Genomic DNA, 18549 nt, shown 5'->3' with positions numbered 1-18549 from the left:
TTAAGAACAGGCAGTTCAAAGAAAAGGCGGCCGAAGCCGCCTTTTCCAAACATGGTCAGTGATTTACTCGATCGACAGGGCCACGAAGCGCACCTCGCCCTGCGCGTTCGAGACCAGGAGAAGGGCGGATTTCCGTCCCTGCGACTTGAGATCGTCGATCTTCTTGGTCACGTCAGCCGGGTTCGACACCGGCTCCTGATTGACCTCCACGATCACCTCGCCGGCCTGGATCCGCTTGTCGGAGGCCGAAGAATTGGGATCGACCCGGGTGATCACGACACCCTTCAGGTCGTCCTTCAGGCTGTAGCGGCGGCGCAGTTCATCGGTCATGCCGGACATGCTCAGGCCGAGCGCCTGACGGGTGACGGTCGGGGCTTCACCGGAGGGCTGCTGCACGCTCGCCTGCTTCTCACCGTCCTCGAGGCGGCCCAGGGTCACCTTCTTGGTCATCTCCTGGCCCTTGCGGACGATCGCCACGTCGACCTCCTTGCCCACGGGCGTGGACGCCACGATCCGCGGCAGGTCGCGGGAATCCTTCACGTCCTTGCCGTCGAACTTGACGATCACGTCACCCACCTCAAGCCCGGCCGGCTTGGCGGGGCCCTTGTCGTCGACGCCTGCGATCAGGGCGCCGCGGGCGCTGCCGAGGCTCAGGGCTTCCGCCGTGGCATCGTCCACGTTCTGGATGCGAACGCCGAGCCAGCCGCGGCGGGTCTCGCCGAACTGGCGCAGCTGCTCGATCACGGGCGCCGCCGTCGAGGCGGGGACGGCGAAGCCGATGCCGACAGAGCCGCCGGTGGGCGACAGGATGGCCGTGTTGATGCCGATGACCTCGCCGTTCATGTTGAACAGCGGACCGCCGGAATTGCCCTTGTTGATGGCCGCATCGGTCTGGATGTAGTTGTCGTAGGGGCCGGACTCGATGTTGCGGCCGCGGGCCGACACGATGCCCGCCGTCACGGAGCCGCCGAGGCCGAACGGATTGCCGATGGCCATGACCCAGTCGCCCGGGCGAAGGGCTTCGGAATCACCGAACTTCACGGCCTTGAGGGGCTTGTCGGGCTTCACGCGCAGCACCGCGAGATCCACCTTCGAGTCCTTGCCCACGATCTCCGCCTTGAGGCGCGTGCCGTCGGAGAAGATGACGCTGATGTCGTTGGCGTCGCCGATCACGTGATTGTTGGTGACCACGATGCCCGACGGGTCGATCACGAAGCCCGAGCCCAGCGAGTTCGAGCTGCGCGGACGCGGAGGCGTGTTGTCGCCGTTGCCCTGGCCGCGCCGGTTGAAGAACTCCTCGAACAGGTCCTCGAACGGGGTTCCGGGCGGCAGTTGAGGCAGGGTGCGGTTCCGGGCCTCGACGGTGGTCGAAGCCGAGATGTTGACCACGGCCCCGGTGACGTCAGCGGCCAGATCCGCGAAGGATTCCGGAGCCGAGCGCGCGTGGGAGGGAAGCGGCATCGCGACCGCGACGAACGTCATGACCGCGACGAAGGATGCGGCCAGACGGCGCAGGGGACGCCGGGACGGTACAGGCATCGGATTTCCCCCAAAAGTGGAATCCACTTTTGGGTCCCGCGCTGTTGCGGAGAGCGCCAGCGCTTTCGTGGCTTGAGACATCGAGAACCCTCTCTTGGAGAATGTCATAATAGATTGTCGTTCCAGGCCGCCATTCAAGCCGCGAATGCGGCGGAAGCTGGGCCCTCGGCCCGGAGCCGTTTCCCCTTGCGTGGAAACAGCCCTTTTCTTTGTTCTGCCGCATTTCATGGCGGTGAACTGGATCCACTTCGCCGGAAAATGCTCTAGCCGAACCATCGCACGAGCCAGATGATGGCGAGGCCGATGAACGCCGAAACGATCCCGACGAGACGCATCCGCTCGCTCGGGCTATGCGCGGCCTCATACATGGCGCGACGCATGCCGTCGGGGAAGGCCGCAAACAAAATGCCCTCGACCGCGAGAGCGAGGCCGAGGGCTGCAATCAAATCCAACATCAGCTCTTACTGTGCGGGAGCCGGCTGAGGGGCCGGGGTTGCGGGAGCGCCACCATTGGACCGGACAGGCCCGTTGAAGTAGCGGAAGAACTCCGAGTCGGGGCTCAGAACCATGCGGGTGCCGCTCCCCTTCAGACCCGCCTCATAAGCCTGCATGGAGCGGTAGAAAGAGAAGAACTCGGGATCCTGGCCAAAGGCCTCGGCCAGAATGCGGTTGCGATCGGCGTCGCCCTCACCGCGCAGTTCTTCGGCCTTCTGGTTCGCCTCGGCGCGAATGACCGTCGCCTCGCGCTCGGCGCGGGCGCGGATGGTCTGCGCCTGCTGGTTGCCGTTCGCGCGAAGATCGGCCGCCTCACGCTCACGCTCGGTGCGCATGCGCTGGTAAACCGCCTGGCTGTTGGCGTTGGGCAGGTCGACCCGGGTGAGCCGCACGTCGATCATCTCGATGCCGAGGCTGGAGGCCTGCTTGTTGACCTCCTCCTGAATGCGATCCATCAGCTGCGGGCGCTCGGTGCGCACGATGGCGTCGCGCGAGGCGCTGGCGAGGATGTTGCGCATGACCGAGTTGGTGAAGCTCTGCAGGCGCTGATTGGCGAGCGGGATATTGCCGACCGCCTGGTAGAAGCGCAGCGGATCGACGATCCGGTAGCGGGTGAAGGCGTCGACCTCCAGGTTCTGCCGGTCGGCAGAGAGCAGCGTCTGCACCGGCAGATCGAGATCGAGAACCCGCTTCTCGAAATAGGTCACATTGTCGACCAGCGGCATCTTGAACTTCAGGCCCGGCTCCGAGATCGCGGACTGCACCGCGCCGAAGCGCAGCACGAGCGCATATTGCGTCTGCTGGACGATGAAGGTCGAGCTGTAGAGGACGATCGCCGCCACGGCCAGAAGGATCAGCAGACCTGTGCGAAGGACGGAGTTATTCATCGCGTGGTCCCCTGATTGCTGCCTTGGTTGCCGCCCTGATTGCCGGTGGCGTTGTTCTGGGATTGTGGCACCTGGTTGAGCGGCAGGAAAGGCACGACCCCCTGCCCTTTCTGATCGACGATGATCTTATCCACGCTGCCGAAGACGCGCTCCATGGTTTCGAGGAAAATACGCTCGCGGCTCACGTCGGGGGCCTTGCGGTACTCTTCATAAACCTGGCGGAAACGCGCGGCCTGACCGGTGGCGTCGGCCACGGATTGCTCGCGGTAGGCTTCCGCCTGCTGGACCGTGCGGGACGCCTCACCGCGCGCCTCGGGAACGATGCGGCTGGCATAAGCCGACGCTTCGTTCTGCACGCGCACCGCGTCCTGCTGCGCGGCGTTCACGTCGAAGAAGGCCTGCTGGACTTCCGACGGTGGACGCACAGCCTGAAGCTGGACCACGTTGATGAGCACGCCCGCGCCATAGGCGTCGAGGGCCTCCTGCATGATCTGACGCACTTCCTGGGCGACGCTCGCCTGCTCGGTGGTGAGGATAGCCTGGATGTTGCGGCGGCCGATCACCTCACGCATGGCGCTTTCGGCCACGGACTTGATGGTGCCGTCGGGATTCTGCAGGTTGAAAACGTAATCCTGCGGACGGGCGGGATTGATCTGCCAGACCGCATCGAAATCGATGTCGACGATGTTCTCGTCGCCGGTAAGCATCAGGCTTTCCTCGATCACGTCGCGGGCGCGTCCCTGGCCCGTCGCCGTGGAGCGGTAGCCGACCTCGACCCGCTGCTGCGCCGTCACGTTCGGCTTGATCACCCGGCCGATCGGATAGGGATAATTGTACCGCAAGCCCTCGCCGCTGGTGCTGCTGTACTTCCCGAAGATCATGTTGATGCCGACCTCGTTGGGCCGCACCGTGTAGAAGCCGGTCAGGAGCCAGATGGCGATGACGGCCAGAACGAGAAGGACGAGGCCCTTGCCGCCCATGGAGCCGCCGGGGATGAAATCCCTGAGGCGGTCCTGGCTGCGGCGCAGAATATCCTCCAGGTCGGGGGGATTGCCGTTGCCCTGCGGCCCGCCGGAGCCCCATGGGCTCTTGCCGCCGCCTGATCCGCCGCGCTGCCCCCAGGGGCCACCGCCGCCGCTTTGGTTACTCCAAGGCATAGGACGCCTTTCCTCACTCTGAAAAGACCGGCCGGGAAAGCCGAAGGGAAACTATATAGACGGGTTTTGGGTTTTCCCTCTTCCGCCTGTCAAGCCTGCGAATTGGGGTTTCTAGAGGCGTTCGTCAACCTTGGCGTCGGTCAGGGACGCCTTTCCAGGTCAATAAAGGTAAACGGGTGCTCGTCATCGGGGCTTTTGGGATGCGAGATCCGCGCCACTTCACGAAAGCGTGTGCGATCGACCGGCGGGAAGAAGGCGTCTCCTGCAGGGGTGGCTGCGACCTCCGTAAGGTAAATCGTCCGCACGTGCGGCAGGGCGAGCTTGTAGATCTCGGCTCCGCCGACCACCGCGACCGCATCGGCGCCCATGGCCCCGGCGAGCGCCTCCCCCTTCGCCACAGCCGCGTCCCACGTGTGAGCGACATGGATGCCGGGCGCGGAGAAGCCGCTGTCGCGCGTCAGCACGATGGTCTCCCGCCCCGGCAGGGGCTTGCCGATGGATTGATAGGTCTTGCGGCCCATGATCATGGGCTTGCCCATCGTCAGATCGCGGAAACGCCTGAGATCCGTCCGGAGGCGCCAGAGAAGCTGGTTGTCGCGACCGATCACGCCGTTCTCGGCGACGGCGACCACAAGGATGAGAGGAAACGTCATTCTGCCGCCGCCAGTCTTGTCAGCGCCTCGCCGGTGACGCGCTGCACGGTCCATTCGTCCATCGGAACGGCCCCGATGGCGCGGTAGAAGTTCAGCGCGGGCTCGTTCCAGTCGAGCACCCACCATTCGAGCCGCGCCAGCCCCTCCGTCACGCAGCGGTGCGCGAGGTGCTTGAGCAGGGCCTTACCGATGCCCTTGGAGCGGAACTCGGGCCGCACGAAGAGATCCTCCAGGTAGATCCCGTGGCGTCCCCGGAAGGTGGAGAAATTGTAGAACCACAGGGCAAAGCCCGCGGGGCGTCCCTCCCACTCGGCGATATCGGCGAAGGCGCGCGGATCGGGCCCGAAGAGCGCCTTCGCGATATCGGCCTCGGTGGCGTCGACCTCATGCGCGAGACGCTCGTATTCGGCGAGGTCGCGAATGAAGGAGTAGACGAGCGCCGTGTCGCGCTCTTCGGCTTTGCGGATCGTCAGTGCCATCGGTCCGTTCTGTTTCTTGAAAACTGCATCGTCAATCCGCTTCGTCCTCGGCCGCGACGCGGCGCGGCGAACCCCATTCTTCCAGAATGGCGTTCATGTCGTCGAGCACGAAGAAGCGGGCGCTTTCCACGTCGTAGCCCTCATCAAGCAGATTGTCGTAATCCGTCAGGCGGTGACGGATATAGGACGTGATGGAGAGCCAGGCCGCGGTTTCGGGCGAGGCCGTGTGAAGGCCCCTGCTGCCGAGGGCGTGATCCGTCACGGACTCGAATTCATGCTTCGGGATCCGCGGAGCAAGAACCCGGACGGCGCTTTCAATGAACTCGCGCCTGTTCATGGAAATCAGACCGCGACGGGAGCCTTGATGGCGGGATAGGGATCGTACTCCTCGATGGCGATGTCATCGAAGGTGAAATCGAACAGCGATCGCACGGTGGGATTGAGCCGCAGCTTCGGCAGGGCGCGCGGCTCGCGCGAGAGCTGCAGGCGCGCCTGCTCCAGATGGTTCAGATAGAGATGCGCATCGCCGAAGGAATGCACGAAATCGCCCGGCTGAAGGCCCGTGGCCTGCGCCATCATGTGCGTGAGCAGCGCATAGGACGCGATGTTGAACGGCACGCCGAGGAAGACGTCCGCCGAACGCTGATAGAGCTGGCAGGAGAGTCTTCCTTCCGCCACGTAGAACTGGAACAGGCAATGGCAGGGCGCGAGCGCCATCTTGTCCAGCTCAGCCGGGTTCCAGGCCGAGACGATGAGGCGGCGAGAATCGGGATTGCGGCGGATCTCGTCGAGCACCCACTGGATCTGATCGACCGTGCCGCCGTCCGGCTTCGCCCAGGAGCGCCACTGCTTTCCGTAGACCGGGCCGAGGTCGCCGTTCTCGTCGGCCCACTCGTCCCAGATCGTGACGCCGTTCTCCTGCAGGTAGCGGATGTTGGTGTCGCCCTTCAGGAACCAGAGCAACTCGTGAATGATCGAGCGGAGATGCAGCTTCTTCGTCGTGACGAGCGGGAAGCCCTGGCTCAGATCGAAGCGCATCTGGTGCCCGAAGACGGAAATCGTCCCGGTTCCCGTGCGGTCGTCCTTGCGGACGCCCTCGTCCATGATGCGGCGAAGAAGATCGTGATAGGCTTGCATTGGGTGCTCCTCGGCTCATCATAGGATAGGAACCGCCCGCCTCCGAGTCATGAGTTCTCGTTTTATGTGAATCATATGGATCCGGAAGCCGCGCGGAGCCAGCCTGGCGCTGCACGTCTGCAACACCCGCCGAAGTCTCATTTCAACGCCATCCCCGCTCTTTCAAATTCGATCCGGCCTCCCTATATTGGGGATGCTGGTCGCGAGACCGGCTATGGCGATAAACGGCTATCGGAATAAACCCATCGGACCCGGGGGCGGTACCCGGCGCCTCCACCAAAACCCAGGCCGAGCTTGGGTTTCGGCGGGGGCGAAATAGGATCGACGAGGGCGTAAAGGGTAGACTTTCGCTCGGCATGGTTCCGCCGATATCGGGCCGCTTCAATAGTTGCCAACGACAACTATGCTCCGGTTGCAGTGGCTGCGTAAGCAGTCCCTAAAGCCGACTCAAAGCCCTGGCGGGTAGCACCGTTAGGCGGGGTTCGGAGGCACCTGGCAACAGAAGCCTCCACTTCTGTTTCTCGATAGGGACCGCGTATGGCCGGCAAAGACCTGATCCGCTACGATCTTCTGGTGCAGGACGCGCTGAAGGGCGTCGTGCGGAAAGTGCTGATCGATGCCGGCAAGGATGGCCTTCCTGGCGAGCACCATTTCTACATCTCCTTCCAGACGGATTATCCGGGCGTCCGGCTCTCGAACCGGCTGCGCGAAAAATATCCTCAGGAGATGACCATTGTCCTCCAGCATCAGTTCTGGGACCTGAACGTCACGGAGCACACCTTCGAGGTGGGGCTCTCCTTCTCCGGCGTTCCCGAGCGGCTGCTCATCCCCTTCGATGCGCTCACCGGCTTCTTCGATCCGTCCGTCCAGTTCGGCCTCAAATTCGACGGCCAGGACGACGAGGAGGAAGAGGTCGCCGAAGCCCCGCCCGCGCCGCAGCCGATTCGCGGATCCGAGCCCGTGGAGCTGAAGCAGTCCCGCAAGCCTGGCCCCGCGGCGGACAAGAAGCCCGCTCCCGAGAAGGCTCCGGCCAAGGCCGAGCAGTCCCCGGGCGAAGCGCCCCCCGCACCGAAGCCGGAAGCCGCCGATGCCGCCGGCAGCGCCGAGGTCGTGAGCCTCGACGCCTTCCGCAAGAAGAACTGACACCTCCCCTTTTCTTCCCAGTCCACTGGTTCCGCCACGGCCTTCCCGGCCGTGGCGTTTGCTTGTCGTGGTCCTCACATCGTCATGATCCGCCGTCGTGCCCGTCCCGTCGTTTTCCTCCCGTCATGGCCTTCTCTCGTCATGGCCGGGCTTGTCCCGGCCATCCCCGTCTTGGGACCCGCCACGGCGTAAAGACGTGGATCCCCGGCTCAAGGCCGGGGATGACGGGGAGGGTGGTCGCATGGGGACGAGGTGGCATGTTCCACTTTTGTTCTTGACAGGCTCGGCAAGCTAAGCTATATCGTGACCTGTCCCGGCTCACCGAGGGGCGCGCTCGCGAGGCGTCGCAGGTTGTGGAGCCGGGGCACGGTCCCGCGCTCCAGGCCACGCAGCCTGAGCTGACGGGAGGCCCTGGCTCGGCCCAGGGGTCCGGGCATGCACAGCCGCCCGCCTGCTCCGGCGCGTCGCAGGGCGCAACGGCAGGCGCGCTCGCCAACGGCATCCCGGAGCCTGCGCCGACAGTCCGCCTAAAAGAACCGTGCGCGAGGAGCCGTCGGGTTCCAAAGCCATCACCATTCTCCATCGAGCCGGACCGCTCCTCGCGCGACCCCTCGACTGCTCCCCCTCGGTGCCAATCCGCTCCGAGGCCGATCCTCCATGCCCTGCGCTCTTTGACAGCTCCGCTCATCTTGCATCATGCCCACGCCTGCCACGCGCCCCATCGCTCACGGCAAGCGATGCGTCAGACGCATCGGAAGGCCCCCGTGCGGTCGCAGCGTGATGCGGTGCAGGGGCGTGACCTGGTGCCCTTCCCTAAGGTCCAGCCGCACCGCCTTCACGATGGTGGCGAGAACGATCACGGCTTCCTGCAGGGCGAAGGCCGCCCCGATGCAGACCCGCGGGCCCGCTCCGAAGGGGAGATAGGCGAAACGGTCGATCTTGGCCTTCTCCTCGGGCAGGAACCGCTCGGGCCGGAAGGCGTCGGGCTCTTCCCAGAGGGTCCGATGGCGGTGAAGCACGTAAGGGGCGATCGTCACCACCGTCCCGGCAGGGATCGTGAGGTCGCCGATCCGGTCGTCCTCGATGGCCGCGCGGCTCAGGAAGGGCGCGGGCGGATAAAGGCGCATCGCTTCGTCCAGCACCGCGCGCGTATAGACGAGCCTGTCCAGGTGCCGAGGCTCGATCGGGCCCTTCCCCAGAACCTCATCCACCTCCCGCTCGATCCGGCGGCGGACGCGCTCGTCCTGCGAAATCAGATAGATCGACCAGGCCAGGGCATTGGCCGTCGTCTCATGGCCCGCGCCGATGAAGGTCACGATATTGGCGCTCACCTCCAGGTCGCTGAGCCCCTTGCCGGTTTCCGGGTCGGCGGCTTCGAGAAGCAGGGTCAGGAGATCGCGGGGAGCGGGCTCGCCCCGTTCGAGCAGGGCCTTCCGGCTCTGGATGAGTTCATTCACGAGCTCCTCGAAGAAGCGGATGGCGGGCCGGGCGCGCCAGCGCCCGATGCGCGGCACCCAGTCCGGCAGGCCGAAGATGTCCACGGGATCGATCCGGCCCAGGCCCTCGAAATAGCGGGTGATGGCGCGCCCCAGGGCATCCGGATCCCGCGCCACGCCCTTCGAGAAGATCGTCCGCTCCAGCACGTCGAGGGTCACGCGGGTCATTTCGAGGGAGATATCGACCTCCCTCCCGTCGGGCCGCCGCTGCCAGCGGCGCACGAGGCGCTCCGCCGATTCGACCATGGCGGGGAAAAACCCGGCCACGACGCGCGGCGGAAACAGGGGAGCGATGGTGCGGCGCTGGAGCTTCCACTCCTCCCCTTCGGCCGTCAGCAGGCCCCGCCCGAGCCCGGGAGCCAGAACCCGCAGCTGCAGATCGTCCTTCCGGTAGTTGGCGGCGTTGTCGACGAGGATGTGGCGGATGACATCCGGATCGTTCACCACGGTGATGCGCCCGAGCGCGCCGCTGCCGGAGATGATCCGCTCCTCGAAATGGCGCTCGGTCCATGTCGTCAGCGGATTTCGACGCACGGCCCAGAGAAACGAGAGCAGCCCCGGCGCCTCCTGGAGCGGTTTGGGCGCCGGAGGGCGGAAATGGGGAGCGTCGAGCATGTCGGTCATCGGAATTTGCAAGCCCTGTATGTGCGTTCGATGTTGCGAGAGCGTCAGTTTGAGATAAGAACACCCAACTCCATCGAAAGAGGTCAGGATGTCGCCCGCAACCCGCATCGAAACAGATACCTTCGGCCCCATCGAAGTTCCCGCCGACAAGCTCTGGGGCGCTCAGACGCAGCGTTCCCTCCAGAACTTCCGGATCGGCACGGACCGCATGCCGCTCCCCCTCGTCCACGCGCTGGCCATCGTCAAGCAGGCCGCGGCCCTCGTGAACAAGGACCTCGGCAAGCTGGATCCCCGCCTCGCCGACGCCATCGCTGCGGCCGCTGCGGACGTGGTGCAGGGCAAGTACGACGACGAATTCCCGCTCGTGGTCTATCAGACGGGTTCGGGCACCCAGTCCAACATGAACATGAACGAGGTGCTCTCGAACCTCGCCATCGAGCGCCTCGGCGGCGAGCGCGGCAGCAAGAAGCCGGTTCACCCCAACGATCACGTGAACATGGGCCAGTCGTCGAACGACTCATTCCCCACCGCCATGCACATCGCCGTGGCGCGCGAGATCCACGACCGCCTCATCCCCGCCCTCAAGCATCTGCTCAAGGCCCTCGAAGCCAAGGCGGAAGCCTTCAAGGACCTCGTGAAGATCGGCCGCACGCACCTCCAGGACGCGACGCCGGTCACGCTCGGCCAGGAATTCTCCGGCTATGCGGCGCAGGTGCGTCTCGGCATCGCCCGCATCGAACAGACGCTGCCCGGCATCTATGCGCTGGCACAGGGCGGCACCGCCGTCGGCACGGGCCTCAACGCCCATCCCGAATTCGCGGATCGCTTCGCCGCCAAGGTGGTCGAGCTGACCGCCCTGCCCTTCACCTCGGCCACCAACAAGTTCGAGGCTCTCGCCGCCCATGACGCCCTGGTCTACACCCATGGCGCATTGTCGAGCCTCGCCGCCGGCCTGTTCAAGATCGCCAACGACATCCGCCTCATGGGCTCCGGCCCGCGCTCGGGCATCGGCGAGATCTCGCTGCCCGAGAACGAGCCCGGCTCGTCGATCATGCCAGGCAAGGTGAACCCGACGCAGGCCGAGGCCATGACGATGCTGTGCTGCCAGGTGGCAGGCAACCAGACCACCGTCACCTTCGCGGGCAGCCAGGGCCATTTCGAGCTCAACGTGTTCAAGCCAGTGATGGCGAATGTCGTGCTGCAATCGATCCGTCTGCTCGCCGACGGTGCGATCAGCTTCACCGACAACTGCGTCGTGGGGATCGAGGCCAACGAGGACCGCCTCAAGGAGCTGCTGGGGCGCTCCCTCATGCTCGTGACGGCTCTGGCGCCGAGCATCGGCTACGACAAGGCCGCGGCGATCGCCAAGTCCGCGCACAAGAACGGCACGACGCTGAAGGAAGAAGCCCTCAAGGCGGGCGTCTCCGAGGCGGATTTCGAAGCCGTCGTCCGTCCCGAGACGATGCTTCAGCCGGGCGAATAAGATACAATCGCGCCATGGCTGAGATCATCAATCTGCGCCAGGCGCGCAAGCAGAAGGCGCGGGCCGAGAAAGAGGCCCGCGCCGAACAGAACCGCGTCACCTTCGGCCGCACCAAGGCGGAGAAGGAACTGACCAGGGCCGAGCGCGAGCTGGCGCAGCGTCGGATCGACTCTCACAAGCGCGACGAGCCCGAGACGCCCTGAAATGGCCGCCGGCATCGTCAAGCGCTCGGTCTCGATTGCCGGTCACCGGACCAGCATTTCGCTCGAAGAGCCGTTCTGGCAGGTCCTGCGGGAAATCGCCGAGCGCGAGAAACTCTCCATCCAGGCCCTGATCGGGCGCATCGACGCCGAACGCGGAGAGCAAAACCTTTCATCCGCCATTCGCGTGTTCGTGCTGATGGACCTGCGCAACCGCTGACGCCGCGTTCCCAGCAAGCGGTGGAAGCGCCTTTACCGCTCGGGACTGCCGTAGACGGGCGGTGGGGCACTCAGCTCGACAGGAGAATTCAGCGGCGGCAGCGAGGTCCGGGGCGCAGGCGTTCCATCCTCCGGTTGCTGCCGTTGCTCCAGCTGAAGGCGCTCCGCGTCCCGGCGCGCTTTCTCGGCCTCCGCCTGCGCCTGAGCCTGGCGAGCCGCCTCTTCGGCGGCAGCCTTTGCCCGTTGCCGCTCCGCCTCCTGCTGCGCCTGGATCTGGCGCTGACGCTCGGCGGCCGCCCGCTCGAAGGCCTCGATCTTTTCGAGTTCCCGCTTGAGGACGATGGCGGCAAGCCCATTGCGGAACGGGCCTGCATCCACCTCCCGTACGGGATTGGCGAGCGGGCCGCGCCAGTTCAGGCCGATGGAGGGCGGCGCGCCGGTCCATGCGGCGGGCGATGTTTTCGCAACGAGGGAACCGCGCGCATCGAGTTCCAGGGTATTGAGATCGAACGTCACCGCGCCCTGCCAGGTGGACGGCCCGCCATCGACGAGGAACGGGGACAGCCGCAGCGATCCACCGACGAGCGCCGCCGATGTGGCGACCGTTTGCGCCGTAAGCGCGGAGCGGCCTAGCTCCCCATTGATGATGCCTTCGGCCTTCCCTTCGACGAGAGGTTCGTTCTCGGCCAAGGCGCGCTTGAGTGCACGGTCGAACACGGCGGGATCGGCGGACGGAACGCGCAGCTTCGTGATCTTCCAGTCGCCGGCGCCGCCGAGCGCGGAGATCAGCTGCGACATGCTCTCGCCCGCCGTGCCGAACTTCAGGTTGCCCGACAGGATCGCCTCGATGGGCGTCGTTGCGCCCAGAGCCCAGAGCGGCACGCTGTCGAGGGCGCCCTCGCCCACGACGGTGGCCGCCGTCCCCTGGCGGGTGATGGTCGTCGAGCCCGTCAGGCGCCCCGTGCCGAGGCTCGCGTCGAGATTGCGGATCGAGATGCCGTCCGGTTGCGCCTCGACGGTAAAGCTCGCGCGGGTCGTCTGAACGCCGCGTCCCATGTCCAGGGCTCCGACCCGGAAGAGCACCTGCCCGCCGCTCACGAGCCGTCCGCTCTGGCCGAACGTGGCATTGGACCAGATGGCGGTGGCGTTCGGATCGCCCGGCACATTCAGCGCAAGGGCCGCCGTCAGCCACGGCAGGGACAGCTTATCGAGCGAGACCTCGCCGTCGATCTCTGAACGGGAACGCACGTTGAGGCTGGCCTGCACGGCATTGCCCGCCACCTGTCCGGCGACATCGAGATGACTCGAATCACGAGCACGGCCCAGGGTGACCCGTGCCTTGACCGGCACTGGCGGCTTCACGCCCGCGCCGTCGCCCAGGAGCAGCATGAACGGCGTCACGTCCGCCGTGGTGAACTCCGCTTCGCCGCTGTCCACGACATCGTCGCCTTCGCTCAGGGCGAAAGGCCGCGAGGTCGTGATCTGTGCTCCTGCAACATTGCCCGAAACGGCGACGTTGAACTGGCCGGATCCGACCCGGGCGCCGCGCAGCTCGATCCTGGATGGACGATCCAGGCCCGCCATATTGGCGCGGTTCACCCAGCGGCCGGTATTCTCGGTCGTGAGGGCGAGGTTCAAGCTCTCGGTGCGCCCGTCGACGGCATCCACGCTGCCCTCGATGGCGCCTCCTGCGGCCGTGCCCCTCATCGTCGTGCGCAGGCGCAGCTCGGTGGAGCCTGGAGGCGGAGCCACGCGCTCGGCTCCCACCTGCACGTTGAGCGCGCCTTCGCGCAGGAAATACGGCACCAGCTTCGAGACGCCGCCGATCCACACGCTGCCGATCAGATCGATCAGGGGAGCCGCGCGTTGTGCCGTGACCCTGCCGCTGATGCTGCCGGATCCGTCAGGCGCAATGCGCCCGCTCACGCGGGCATTGGCCCCAGCGAGATCGACGATGTCGAGATTCTCGACCAGCAGAGCCTTGCCGTCGGAGAGGATGCGCGCCGCGATGCGGCCCGTTGCCGGACTCTTGCCCGCGCTGACGCCGCGCGCATCGAGAATGAATCCGACATCCAGGTTCTGGGTCGCCTCGAACACGCTGGAGACCTGCGGCAGCTGATCGAGATTGAGGTTCTGAACGGCGACCTGAGCTTCGAGCTTGCCGCGCTCGTCGGCTTCGGGAACCGTGTAGCGCAGATTGCCGGTGGTGAGCGCGTCGCCGATCTTCAGCCGCATCCGGCTCAGAGACAGAACCGGGTTGCTGAAGACGACGTCCGAGGACGCTTCGATGGGACGCCCGTCGAGCATATCGAGGAACGGCGAGCGGATCTTGATGCGGTTGAGATAGCGCGCCAGCCGATCCGAGGCGTTCGAGGCCAGGGCCACCTTGCCGTGGATGCCGCCCTGGGTCGTCAGGCCCAGCTGACCTTCCACAGCGACGCGGGTTTCGCCCGGCGCATTGAACTCGACGCGGTCGAGCCGTGCCTTTCCGCGCTCCAGCGACAGGCGGAGATTGGCGTTGGTCAGGTCCTCCTGCCCCAGGCCGATGCTGTCGATCTTGAGATCGAGATCGATCGGGAGGGCGATGGGGGGCAGAGACCATTGCTTGAGACGGGAGGCGAAATCCTGGCCGTTGGAGGAGAGGATGAAACTGTCGGCATCGAGCCGCCGCCCCTCGAGCTTCAGCGCGATGCGGGGATCGGCGATGCCGATGCTGCCCGTTCCCGTCATGCGCAGGCTCGCGCCGCCCTCGCCAGCTTCGACAGCGACGGTCTCCAGCGCCACGGCGCCATTCGCCGTTTTGAAATCGGATTCGACGGCGATGGGGATGGGAATGCCGGCGGCCGCGATCTGCGCCGGGGGGCCGAACAGGACCTTGGCCTTGCCGGAGATATCCGGAATAGTGTTGCCGGACGCCGTATCGCCCAGGGCGACCCGGGCGTCGATGTCGAAGCGCGGATAGATGTCGCCGCCACCTGACAGCTTGACCTGGACGCTCTTGTCCTCGGCGAGTTCGCCGGTCGCCAGCCGGAACGGCACCCCGGCCGTGGTGCCCTCGACCCGCCAGGGACCGATGAGCTTCTGGCCCTCGATGTGGACGTTCTCCGCGAAGGCCTGATTCGTATGCCCCGTGGCCGGCGCCTGGGTGGTGACCAGAAGCTGGCCGATGCCGAGGCTCTCGATGGCCCATTCACGGCTGCGTCCGCTGCCGGACACGAGATCGGGTGGCAGGCGCCAGTCGCCTTTCCCCGAGACGGGAACGCGGATATCGGCCCGGCCGACCCGCGTCTCCGTGAAGCGGACCTCGCCCTTGAGGAGCGGCGTCAGGGCGATTTCGGCCAGGACATCGTCGGCGGTCAGCGTTGGGGAATCGGCGGTCTTTCCGCCGAGCCGCAAGCGGTCGAGAACGATTTTCGGCGCGGGCAGCAGGCGAATGGAAATGGCCCCTTCGGTCCGGGCCTCGGTGCCCGACGCGCGCGAGATCATCCCGTCGACGGTGTCACGGTAATCCTTCCAGTCGATGAAAGGAGGGGCAGCGACGGCAACCGCCAGGATCAGGATCACGATGGCTGCGATGATCGTCAGGATATCGCGCAAGAGGGTTCTGGTCTCCGTTTCACTCTAGCTCTCTAGCCCATCGATCGGGCGATCGGGAGCGCACCAGGCGCTCCTTCCACCGTCAAAGTGCAACGATCTTACCCGGATTCATGATGTTGTGCGGGTCCAGGGCCCGTTTCAAGACACGCATGAGGTCGAGCGCGGCTTCTCCATGCTCGATTTCCAGGTATTTCATCTTTTTCTGGCCCACGCCGTGCTCGCCGGTGCAGGTCCCCTCCATGGCGACGGCCCGCTTCACCAGGCGATCCACGAAGGCTTCGCAGGCCGCGACTTCCGCGGGGTCGTCCATGTTCACCAGCGGCTGAACGTGGAAATTGCCGTCGCCCACATGCCCGACGATGGGCGCGATCATGCCGCTCTCCAGGATGTCGTGCTTCGTTGCGTCCACGCATTCGGCCAAGCGCGAGATCGGCACGCAGACGTCCGTCGCCACCGATTGCGCGCCGGGGCGCAGGCCCCGCGCCGCCCAATAGGCGTCGTGCCGGGCCTGCCAGAGGCGCGAGCGCTCCTCGGGTTTCGTGGCCCATTCGAACGGCTGGTCCGTGAATTCCGCCGCGATCTCCCCGAACCGCTCGGCCTGCTCCCGGACGCCCGCATCGGTGCCGTGGAACTCTAGCAGCAGCAGGGGGCTCTCCGGCAGGGAGAGTTTCGCGTGCAGGTTGACGGCCCTCACCTGCACCTCGTCGAGGAGCTCGATGCGCGCCACCGGGATCCCCGACTGGATCGTCATGATCACCGCGTCGCAGGCGGCTTTGACCGTCGGGAAAGGACAGATCCCGGCCGAGATGGCTTCCGGGATGCCCTGCAGCTTGAGCGTAACCTCGGTGATGATGCCGAGCGTGCCCTCGGAGCCGATCATCAGACGGGTGAGATCGTAACCTGCCGAGCTTTTCCGGGCGCGGCTCGCGGTCTTCACGATCTCGCCATTCGGCAGCACGACCGTGAGCGCGAGCACCGCATCCTTCATCGTGCCGTAGCGGACAGCGTTGGTTCCGGACGCGCGGGTGGCGACCATGCCGCCGATGGAAGCATCGGCACCCGGGTCGATGGGAAAGAACAAGCCCTTGTCCCGCAGGAACTCATTCAGGGCCTTGCGGGTCACACCGGCCTCGACCACGCAGTCCAGGTCCTCCTCATGGACGGCGATGATGCGCTTCATGAGGCTCAGGTCGATGCAGACGCCCCCGTCCGGTGCGTTGATGTGGCCCTCGAGCGAGGTGCCCGTCCCGAAGGGGATGATTGGCACGCCCCGTGCCGCGCAGAGCTTCACGATCTCGGCCACTTCCTCCGTGGTCTGCGCGTAGACCACGATGTCCGGCGGCTGGTTCTTCACCCAGGTGAGCGTGTGCCCGTGCTGCTCCCGCACAGCGGCGGAAGTGACGACGCGATCGCCGAAACGGCTGGAGAGATCGGCCGATAGAGAGGCGACAGTAGCCTCCGAAGGTTTGGGGCGGCTGGGCGAGAGGGGAGCGTTCATAATGGTTCTGTCGGTTCCGATTGGGATGATCGTTATCCATACCTAACAAAACCTGCCCTAACGCAATACTCTAGAAGGCAAATGGGCCAAAAAGCCCATGCATGACTCGAAGATACGTGCTAACATTCCTACTCTTAGGAAGGGACGATGCTCGTGACCCGTACGGAAACAAAGAGCTGACCATGGAGAGGAAGACCCCCGTGTTCTTCTTCGCACCCTTCGTCTCGTCCGCGATGCAGGTCGAGCCTGCCTGGATCGACTACAACGGCCATATGAACATGGCCTATTACCATGTGCTGTTCGACCGGGCCGTCGAGGAAGGCTTCGGGCTCGCCGGGCTGGGCCGCGAATACATGGAGGAACGCAACGCGTCCTTCTTCGCCGCAGAGACCCACACGCTCTACAGGCGCGAGCTGACAGCCCGCGATCGGGTTCGCGTGACGCTCCAGCTGATCGATCACGACGAGAAGCGGATTCACTACTACCTCGAAATCCGCCATGCGGAAGAAGGCTGGATTGCCGCCACGATGGAGGGACTGTCCCTTCACGTCGACATGGAAACCCGCAAGGTCTCATCCTTCCCGGACGATATCGCCGCCAATCTCGCCGTCATGAAGGCGGCTCACGCGCGGCTCGCCAGGCCGCAATCCCTCGGGCGGATCATCGGCATCCCGACGCGGCTCGAGCGTCACGAAGCCCTGCTCGCCTCCAGCACGCGCCACTAGATCCGTTCGACACGCAGATCCCGTTTGCCCGTCCGGCGCGATCCGCTCGGATCACGCCAGCTTCAGCCGTCCCGGCTCCGACCGCCGGCGAATCCACTCGGTCATGGGGCGCTCGTACCAGCGGAAGACCAGGAGGGAGGCCGCAACGGCGCCCGCGAGAACCAGCGCGATATAGCCCCACGGCCCAAGCACGGTGCCGAGGCCTGTCCGGAGAATGGCTTCCCGCCCGGCCCGAATGACGAAGGGGTGGATGAGGTAAAGCGCATAGGACGCCTCCCCCAAGGAATTCCCCAGGCGGGCGAACCACGTCTCCGGTCTCGCGCGGTCGGCGCCGAGGGCCACAGCGGCGACGAGAAGTGCGGCCGGGAGGCCATAGGCGAACGGTCGCGGCATGTGGGAGCTCTCTCCGGCGAGGAGCAAAGCGATCCCGCCGACCGCGAGAACGGCACGCAGGCTGCGCGGAAGAACGAATCCCTGAGCCTTGAGGAGAGCGAGCGCCATGCCGAACGCGAATTCCAGGACGATCGGCTTGGTCCAGAAGTCCAGGGGCTGCGGGAGCGGGACGATCCTGCCGATGACCACCGTGGCGAGCAGGATGCCGATCAGCATCACGACCGGTTTCCGCTTCGACCACACAAGGGTCAGGGCGAAAAGGGCGTAGAAATACATTTCGTAATTGAGCGTCCAGCCCAGGGAATAAAGCGGCTGGGCCGCTCCGTCCGGGCGCTCCACGGGTATGAACAGATAGGAAGCCAGGACGAAACCGGGCTCGAGAACTTCGCTGTTGAGGATCCCGGGCAGCGCAAGGGCGACGGCGAGGTAAAGGCTCGTGGTGGCCCAGTAAAGGGGAACGACACGCCCCAGGCGACGGGCGAGGAAAACCCTGGCGGCGCCGGGAGAGCCGACCAGCTTCTGCGACGAATAGACGATGATGAAGCCGGAGATGACGAAGAAGACATCGACCCCGGCGACCCAGGGAATCCCATCGAGCGGCTGGAACGACCGGCCAAGCCGTGCGGCCACCGCACCCGCATCGAACTGGGCATGGTGGATGGTGATCGCCAAAGCTGCGCAGGCCCTGAGAATTTGGATGTATAGCAGCTTCGACATTCTGCGGGCCCGCCCCCACACGCCTAAACCTCGTGCTTAACCAGGGGAGCCTGTCATGACAAGGCGGCGAGCGAGACCAACCGGCAGAGCAGGAAGGCTCAATGCGC

At 65.5% G+C, this 18549-nt stretch carries 17 protein-coding genes and 1 other RNA gene; 6 read left to right on the top strand and 12 right to left on the bottom strand.

Annotated elements, in window-relative coordinates:
• Positions 1-63: 63 nt before the first annotated feature.
• From ACS5Q0_RS10080 to ACS5Q0_RS10045, 8 genes are all read right to left on the bottom strand, one after another.
• Positions 64-1539 (bottom strand): DegQ family serine endoprotease, encoded by a 1476-nt coding sequence (locus ACS5Q0_RS10080; protein ID WP_473126490.1) that lies wholly within the window; start codon positions 1537-1539, stop codon positions 64-66.
• 263 nt (positions 1540-1802) lie between these two features.
• Positions 1803-1994 carry a DUF2065 domain-containing protein gene (locus ACS5Q0_RS10075; RefSeq protein ID WP_473126489.1) on the bottom strand — a complete coding sequence of 64 codons (192 nt, stop codon included), beginning with the start codon at positions 1992-1994 and terminating at the stop codon, positions 1803-1805.
• 6 nt (positions 1995-2000) lie between these two features.
• Complete coding sequence (gene hflC, locus ACS5Q0_RS10070; RefSeq protein ID WP_473126488.1) at positions 2001-2921, bottom strand: protease modulator HflC; 921 nt, start codon at positions 2919-2921, stop codon at positions 2001-2003.
• Positions 2918-4078, bottom strand: a complete 1161-nt coding sequence (gene hflK / locus ACS5Q0_RS10065) for an FtsH protease activity modulator HflK (RefSeq protein ID WP_473126487.1) — start codon at positions 4076-4078, stop codon at positions 2918-2920. Before hflK ends, hflC begins: the two co-directional genes overlap by 4 nt.
• Positions 4079-4218: 140 nt before the next feature.
• The gene (locus ACS5Q0_RS10060) at positions 4219-4731 is read right to left on the bottom strand and encodes a dihydrofolate reductase (protein ID WP_473126486.1); all 513 of its coding nucleotides are present in this window, start codon (positions 4729-4731) and stop codon (positions 4219-4221) included.
• Positions 4728-5210: a GNAT family N-acetyltransferase gene (locus tag ACS5Q0_RS10055; RefSeq protein ID WP_473126485.1), complete on the bottom strand. Its 483-nt coding sequence runs from the start codon at positions 5208-5210 to the stop codon at positions 4728-4730. The genes ACS5Q0_RS10060 and ACS5Q0_RS10055 overlap by 4 nt, the downstream gene beginning before the upstream one ends.
• Before the next feature lie 31 nt (positions 5211-5241).
• Positions 5242-5547, bottom strand: a complete 306-nt coding sequence (locus ACS5Q0_RS10050) for a DUF2293 domain-containing protein (protein ID WP_473126484.1) — start codon at positions 5545-5547, stop codon at positions 5242-5244.
• A gap of 5 nt (positions 5548-5552) precedes the next feature.
• Complete coding sequence (locus ACS5Q0_RS10045; protein WP_473126483.1) at positions 5553-6347, bottom strand: thymidylate synthase; 795 nt, start codon at positions 6345-6347, stop codon at positions 5553-5555.
• Between the two features lie 156 nt (positions 6348-6503).
• Between ACS5Q0_RS10045 and ssrA the strand changes: the two genes are divergently transcribed.
• Together ssrA and ACS5Q0_RS10035 are read left to right on the top strand one after the other, a co-directional pair.
• Positions 6504-6860: a transfer-messenger RNA gene (gene ssrA / locus ACS5Q0_RS10040) on the top strand.
• A gap of 24 nt (positions 6861-6884) precedes the next feature.
• Positions 6885-7490: an SspB family protein gene (locus ACS5Q0_RS10035; protein ID WP_473126482.1), complete on the top strand. Its 606-nt coding sequence runs from the start codon at positions 6885-6887 to the stop codon at positions 7488-7490.
• 725 nt (positions 7491-8215) lie between these two features.
• Here the strand turns inward: ACS5Q0_RS10035 and ACS5Q0_RS10030 are convergent.
• Positions 8216-9610 carry a cytochrome P450 gene (locus tag ACS5Q0_RS10030; RefSeq protein ID WP_473126481.1) on the bottom strand — a complete coding sequence of 465 codons (1395 nt, stop codon included), beginning with the start codon at positions 9608-9610 and terminating at the stop codon, positions 8216-8218.
• 88 nt (positions 9611-9698) lie between these two features.
• Between ACS5Q0_RS10030 and fumC the strand changes: the two genes are divergently transcribed.
• Genes fumC through ACS5Q0_RS10015 form a run of 3 tightly spaced genes read left to right on the top strand, consistent with a single transcriptional unit; the run spans position 9699 to position 11513 of the window.
• Complete coding sequence (gene fumC, locus ACS5Q0_RS10025) at positions 9699-11093, top strand: class II fumarate hydratase (protein WP_473126480.1); 1395 nt, start codon at positions 9699-9701, stop codon at positions 11091-11093.
• 14 nt (positions 11094-11107) lie between these two features.
• Entirely contained in the window at positions 11108-11296 is a 189-nt protein-coding gene (locus ACS5Q0_RS10020) for a DUF4169 family protein (RefSeq protein ID WP_473126479.1), read from the top strand.
• Position 11297: 1 nt separating this feature from the next.
• Positions 11298-11513, top strand: coding sequence for a ribbon-helix-helix domain-containing protein (locus ACS5Q0_RS10015; protein ID WP_473126478.1), 216 nt, complete (start codon positions 11298-11300; stop codon positions 11511-11513).
• Positions 11514-11545: 32 nt separating this feature from the next.
• Here ACS5Q0_RS10015 and ACS5Q0_RS10010 read toward each other — a convergent pair whose 3' ends face one another.
• Positions 11546-15109 carry an AsmA family protein gene (locus ACS5Q0_RS10010; RefSeq protein ID WP_473126477.1) on the bottom strand — a complete coding sequence of 1188 codons (3564 nt, stop codon included), beginning with the start codon at positions 15107-15109 and terminating at the stop codon, positions 11546-11548.
• An 82-nt stretch (positions 15110-15191) separates the two neighbouring features.
• Entirely contained in the window at positions 15192-16607 is a 1416-nt protein-coding gene (locus ACS5Q0_RS10005; protein WP_473126476.1) for an FAD-binding oxidoreductase, read from the bottom strand.
• A gap of 182 nt (positions 16608-16789) precedes the next feature.
• Here ACS5Q0_RS10005 and ACS5Q0_RS10000 point away from each other — a divergent pair, with 182 nt between their 5' ends.
• On the top strand, positions 16790-17332 hold the full coding sequence (locus ACS5Q0_RS10000; protein ID WP_473126475.1) for a thioesterase family protein: 543 nt from the start codon (positions 16790-16792) through the stop codon (positions 17330-17332).
• A gap of 51 nt (positions 17333-17383) precedes the next feature.
• Here ACS5Q0_RS10000 and ACS5Q0_RS09995 read toward each other — a convergent pair whose 3' ends face one another.
• Positions 17384-18442 carry an acyltransferase family protein gene (locus ACS5Q0_RS09995; RefSeq protein WP_473126474.1) on the bottom strand — a complete coding sequence of 353 codons (1059 nt, stop codon included), beginning with the start codon at positions 18440-18442 and terminating at the stop codon, positions 17384-17386.
• Positions 18443-18549: the final 107 nt, after the last annotated feature.

Source organism: Microvirga sp. HS2 (assembly GCF_055792805.1).
Note: the sequence above shows the minus strand (reverse complement) of the source record. Positions and strands in the feature narration are given on the sequence as shown.

What these genes read in the sequence shown, in the direction of transcription:
- ACS5Q0_RS10055 (WP_473126485.1), bottom strand. Translation starts at nt 5,210, where the DNA reads ATGGCACTGACGATCCGCAAAGCCGAAGAGCGCGACACGGCGCTCGTC.
- ACS5Q0_RS10030 (WP_473126481.1), bottom strand. Translation starts at nt 9,610, where the DNA reads ATGACCGACATGCTCGACGCTCCCCATTTCCGCCCTCCGGCGCCCAAA.
- ACS5Q0_RS10000 (WP_473126475.1), top strand. Translation starts at nt 16,790, where the DNA reads ATGGAGAGGAAGACCCCCGTGTTCTTCTTCGCACCCTTCGTCTCGTCC.
- ACS5Q0_RS09995 (WP_473126474.1), bottom strand. Translation starts at nt 18,442, where the DNA reads ATGTCGAAGCTGCTATACATCCAAATTCTCAGGGCCTGCGCAGCTTTG.
- hflK (WP_473126487.1), bottom strand. Translation starts at nt 4,078, where the DNA reads ATGCCTTGGAGTAACCAAAGCGGCGGCGGTGGCCCCTGGGGGCAGCGC.
- hflC (WP_473126488.1), bottom strand. Translation starts at nt 2,921, where the DNA reads ATGAATAACTCCGTCCTTCGCACAGGTCTGCTGATCCTTCTGGCCGTG.
- ACS5Q0_RS10035 (WP_473126482.1), top strand. Translation starts at nt 6,885, where the DNA reads ATGGCCGGCAAAGACCTGATCCGCTACGATCTTCTGGTGCAGGACGCG.
- ACS5Q0_RS10045 (WP_473126483.1), bottom strand. Translation starts at nt 6,347, where the DNA reads ATGCAAGCCTATCACGATCTTCTTCGCCGCATCATGGACGAGGGCGTC.
- ACS5Q0_RS10005 (WP_473126476.1), bottom strand. Translation starts at nt 16,607, where the DNA reads ATGAACGCTCCCCTCTCGCCCAGCCGCCCCAAACCTTCGGAGGCTACT.
- ACS5Q0_RS10075 (WP_473126489.1), bottom strand. Translation starts at nt 1,994, where the DNA reads ATGTTGGATTTGATTGCAGCCCTCGGCCTCGCTCTCGCGGTCGAGGGC.
- fumC (WP_473126480.1), top strand. Translation starts at nt 9,699, where the DNA reads ATGTCGCCCGCAACCCGCATCGAAACAGATACCTTCGGCCCCATCGAA.
- ACS5Q0_RS10080 (WP_473126490.1), bottom strand. Translation starts at nt 1,539, where the DNA reads ATGCCTGTACCGTCCCGGCGTCCCCTGCGCCGTCTGGCCGCATCCTTC.
- ACS5Q0_RS10020 (WP_473126479.1), top strand. Translation starts at nt 11,108, where the DNA reads ATGGCTGAGATCATCAATCTGCGCCAGGCGCGCAAGCAGAAGGCGCGG.
- ACS5Q0_RS10060 (WP_473126486.1), bottom strand. Translation starts at nt 4,731, where the DNA reads ATGACGTTTCCTCTCATCCTTGTGGTCGCCGTCGCCGAGAACGGCGTG.
- ACS5Q0_RS10050 (WP_473126484.1), bottom strand. Translation starts at nt 5,547, where the DNA reads ATGAACAGGCGCGAGTTCATTGAAAGCGCCGTCCGGGTTCTTGCTCCG.
- ACS5Q0_RS10015 (WP_473126478.1), top strand. Translation starts at nt 11,298, where the DNA reads ATGGCCGCCGGCATCGTCAAGCGCTCGGTCTCGATTGCCGGTCACCGG.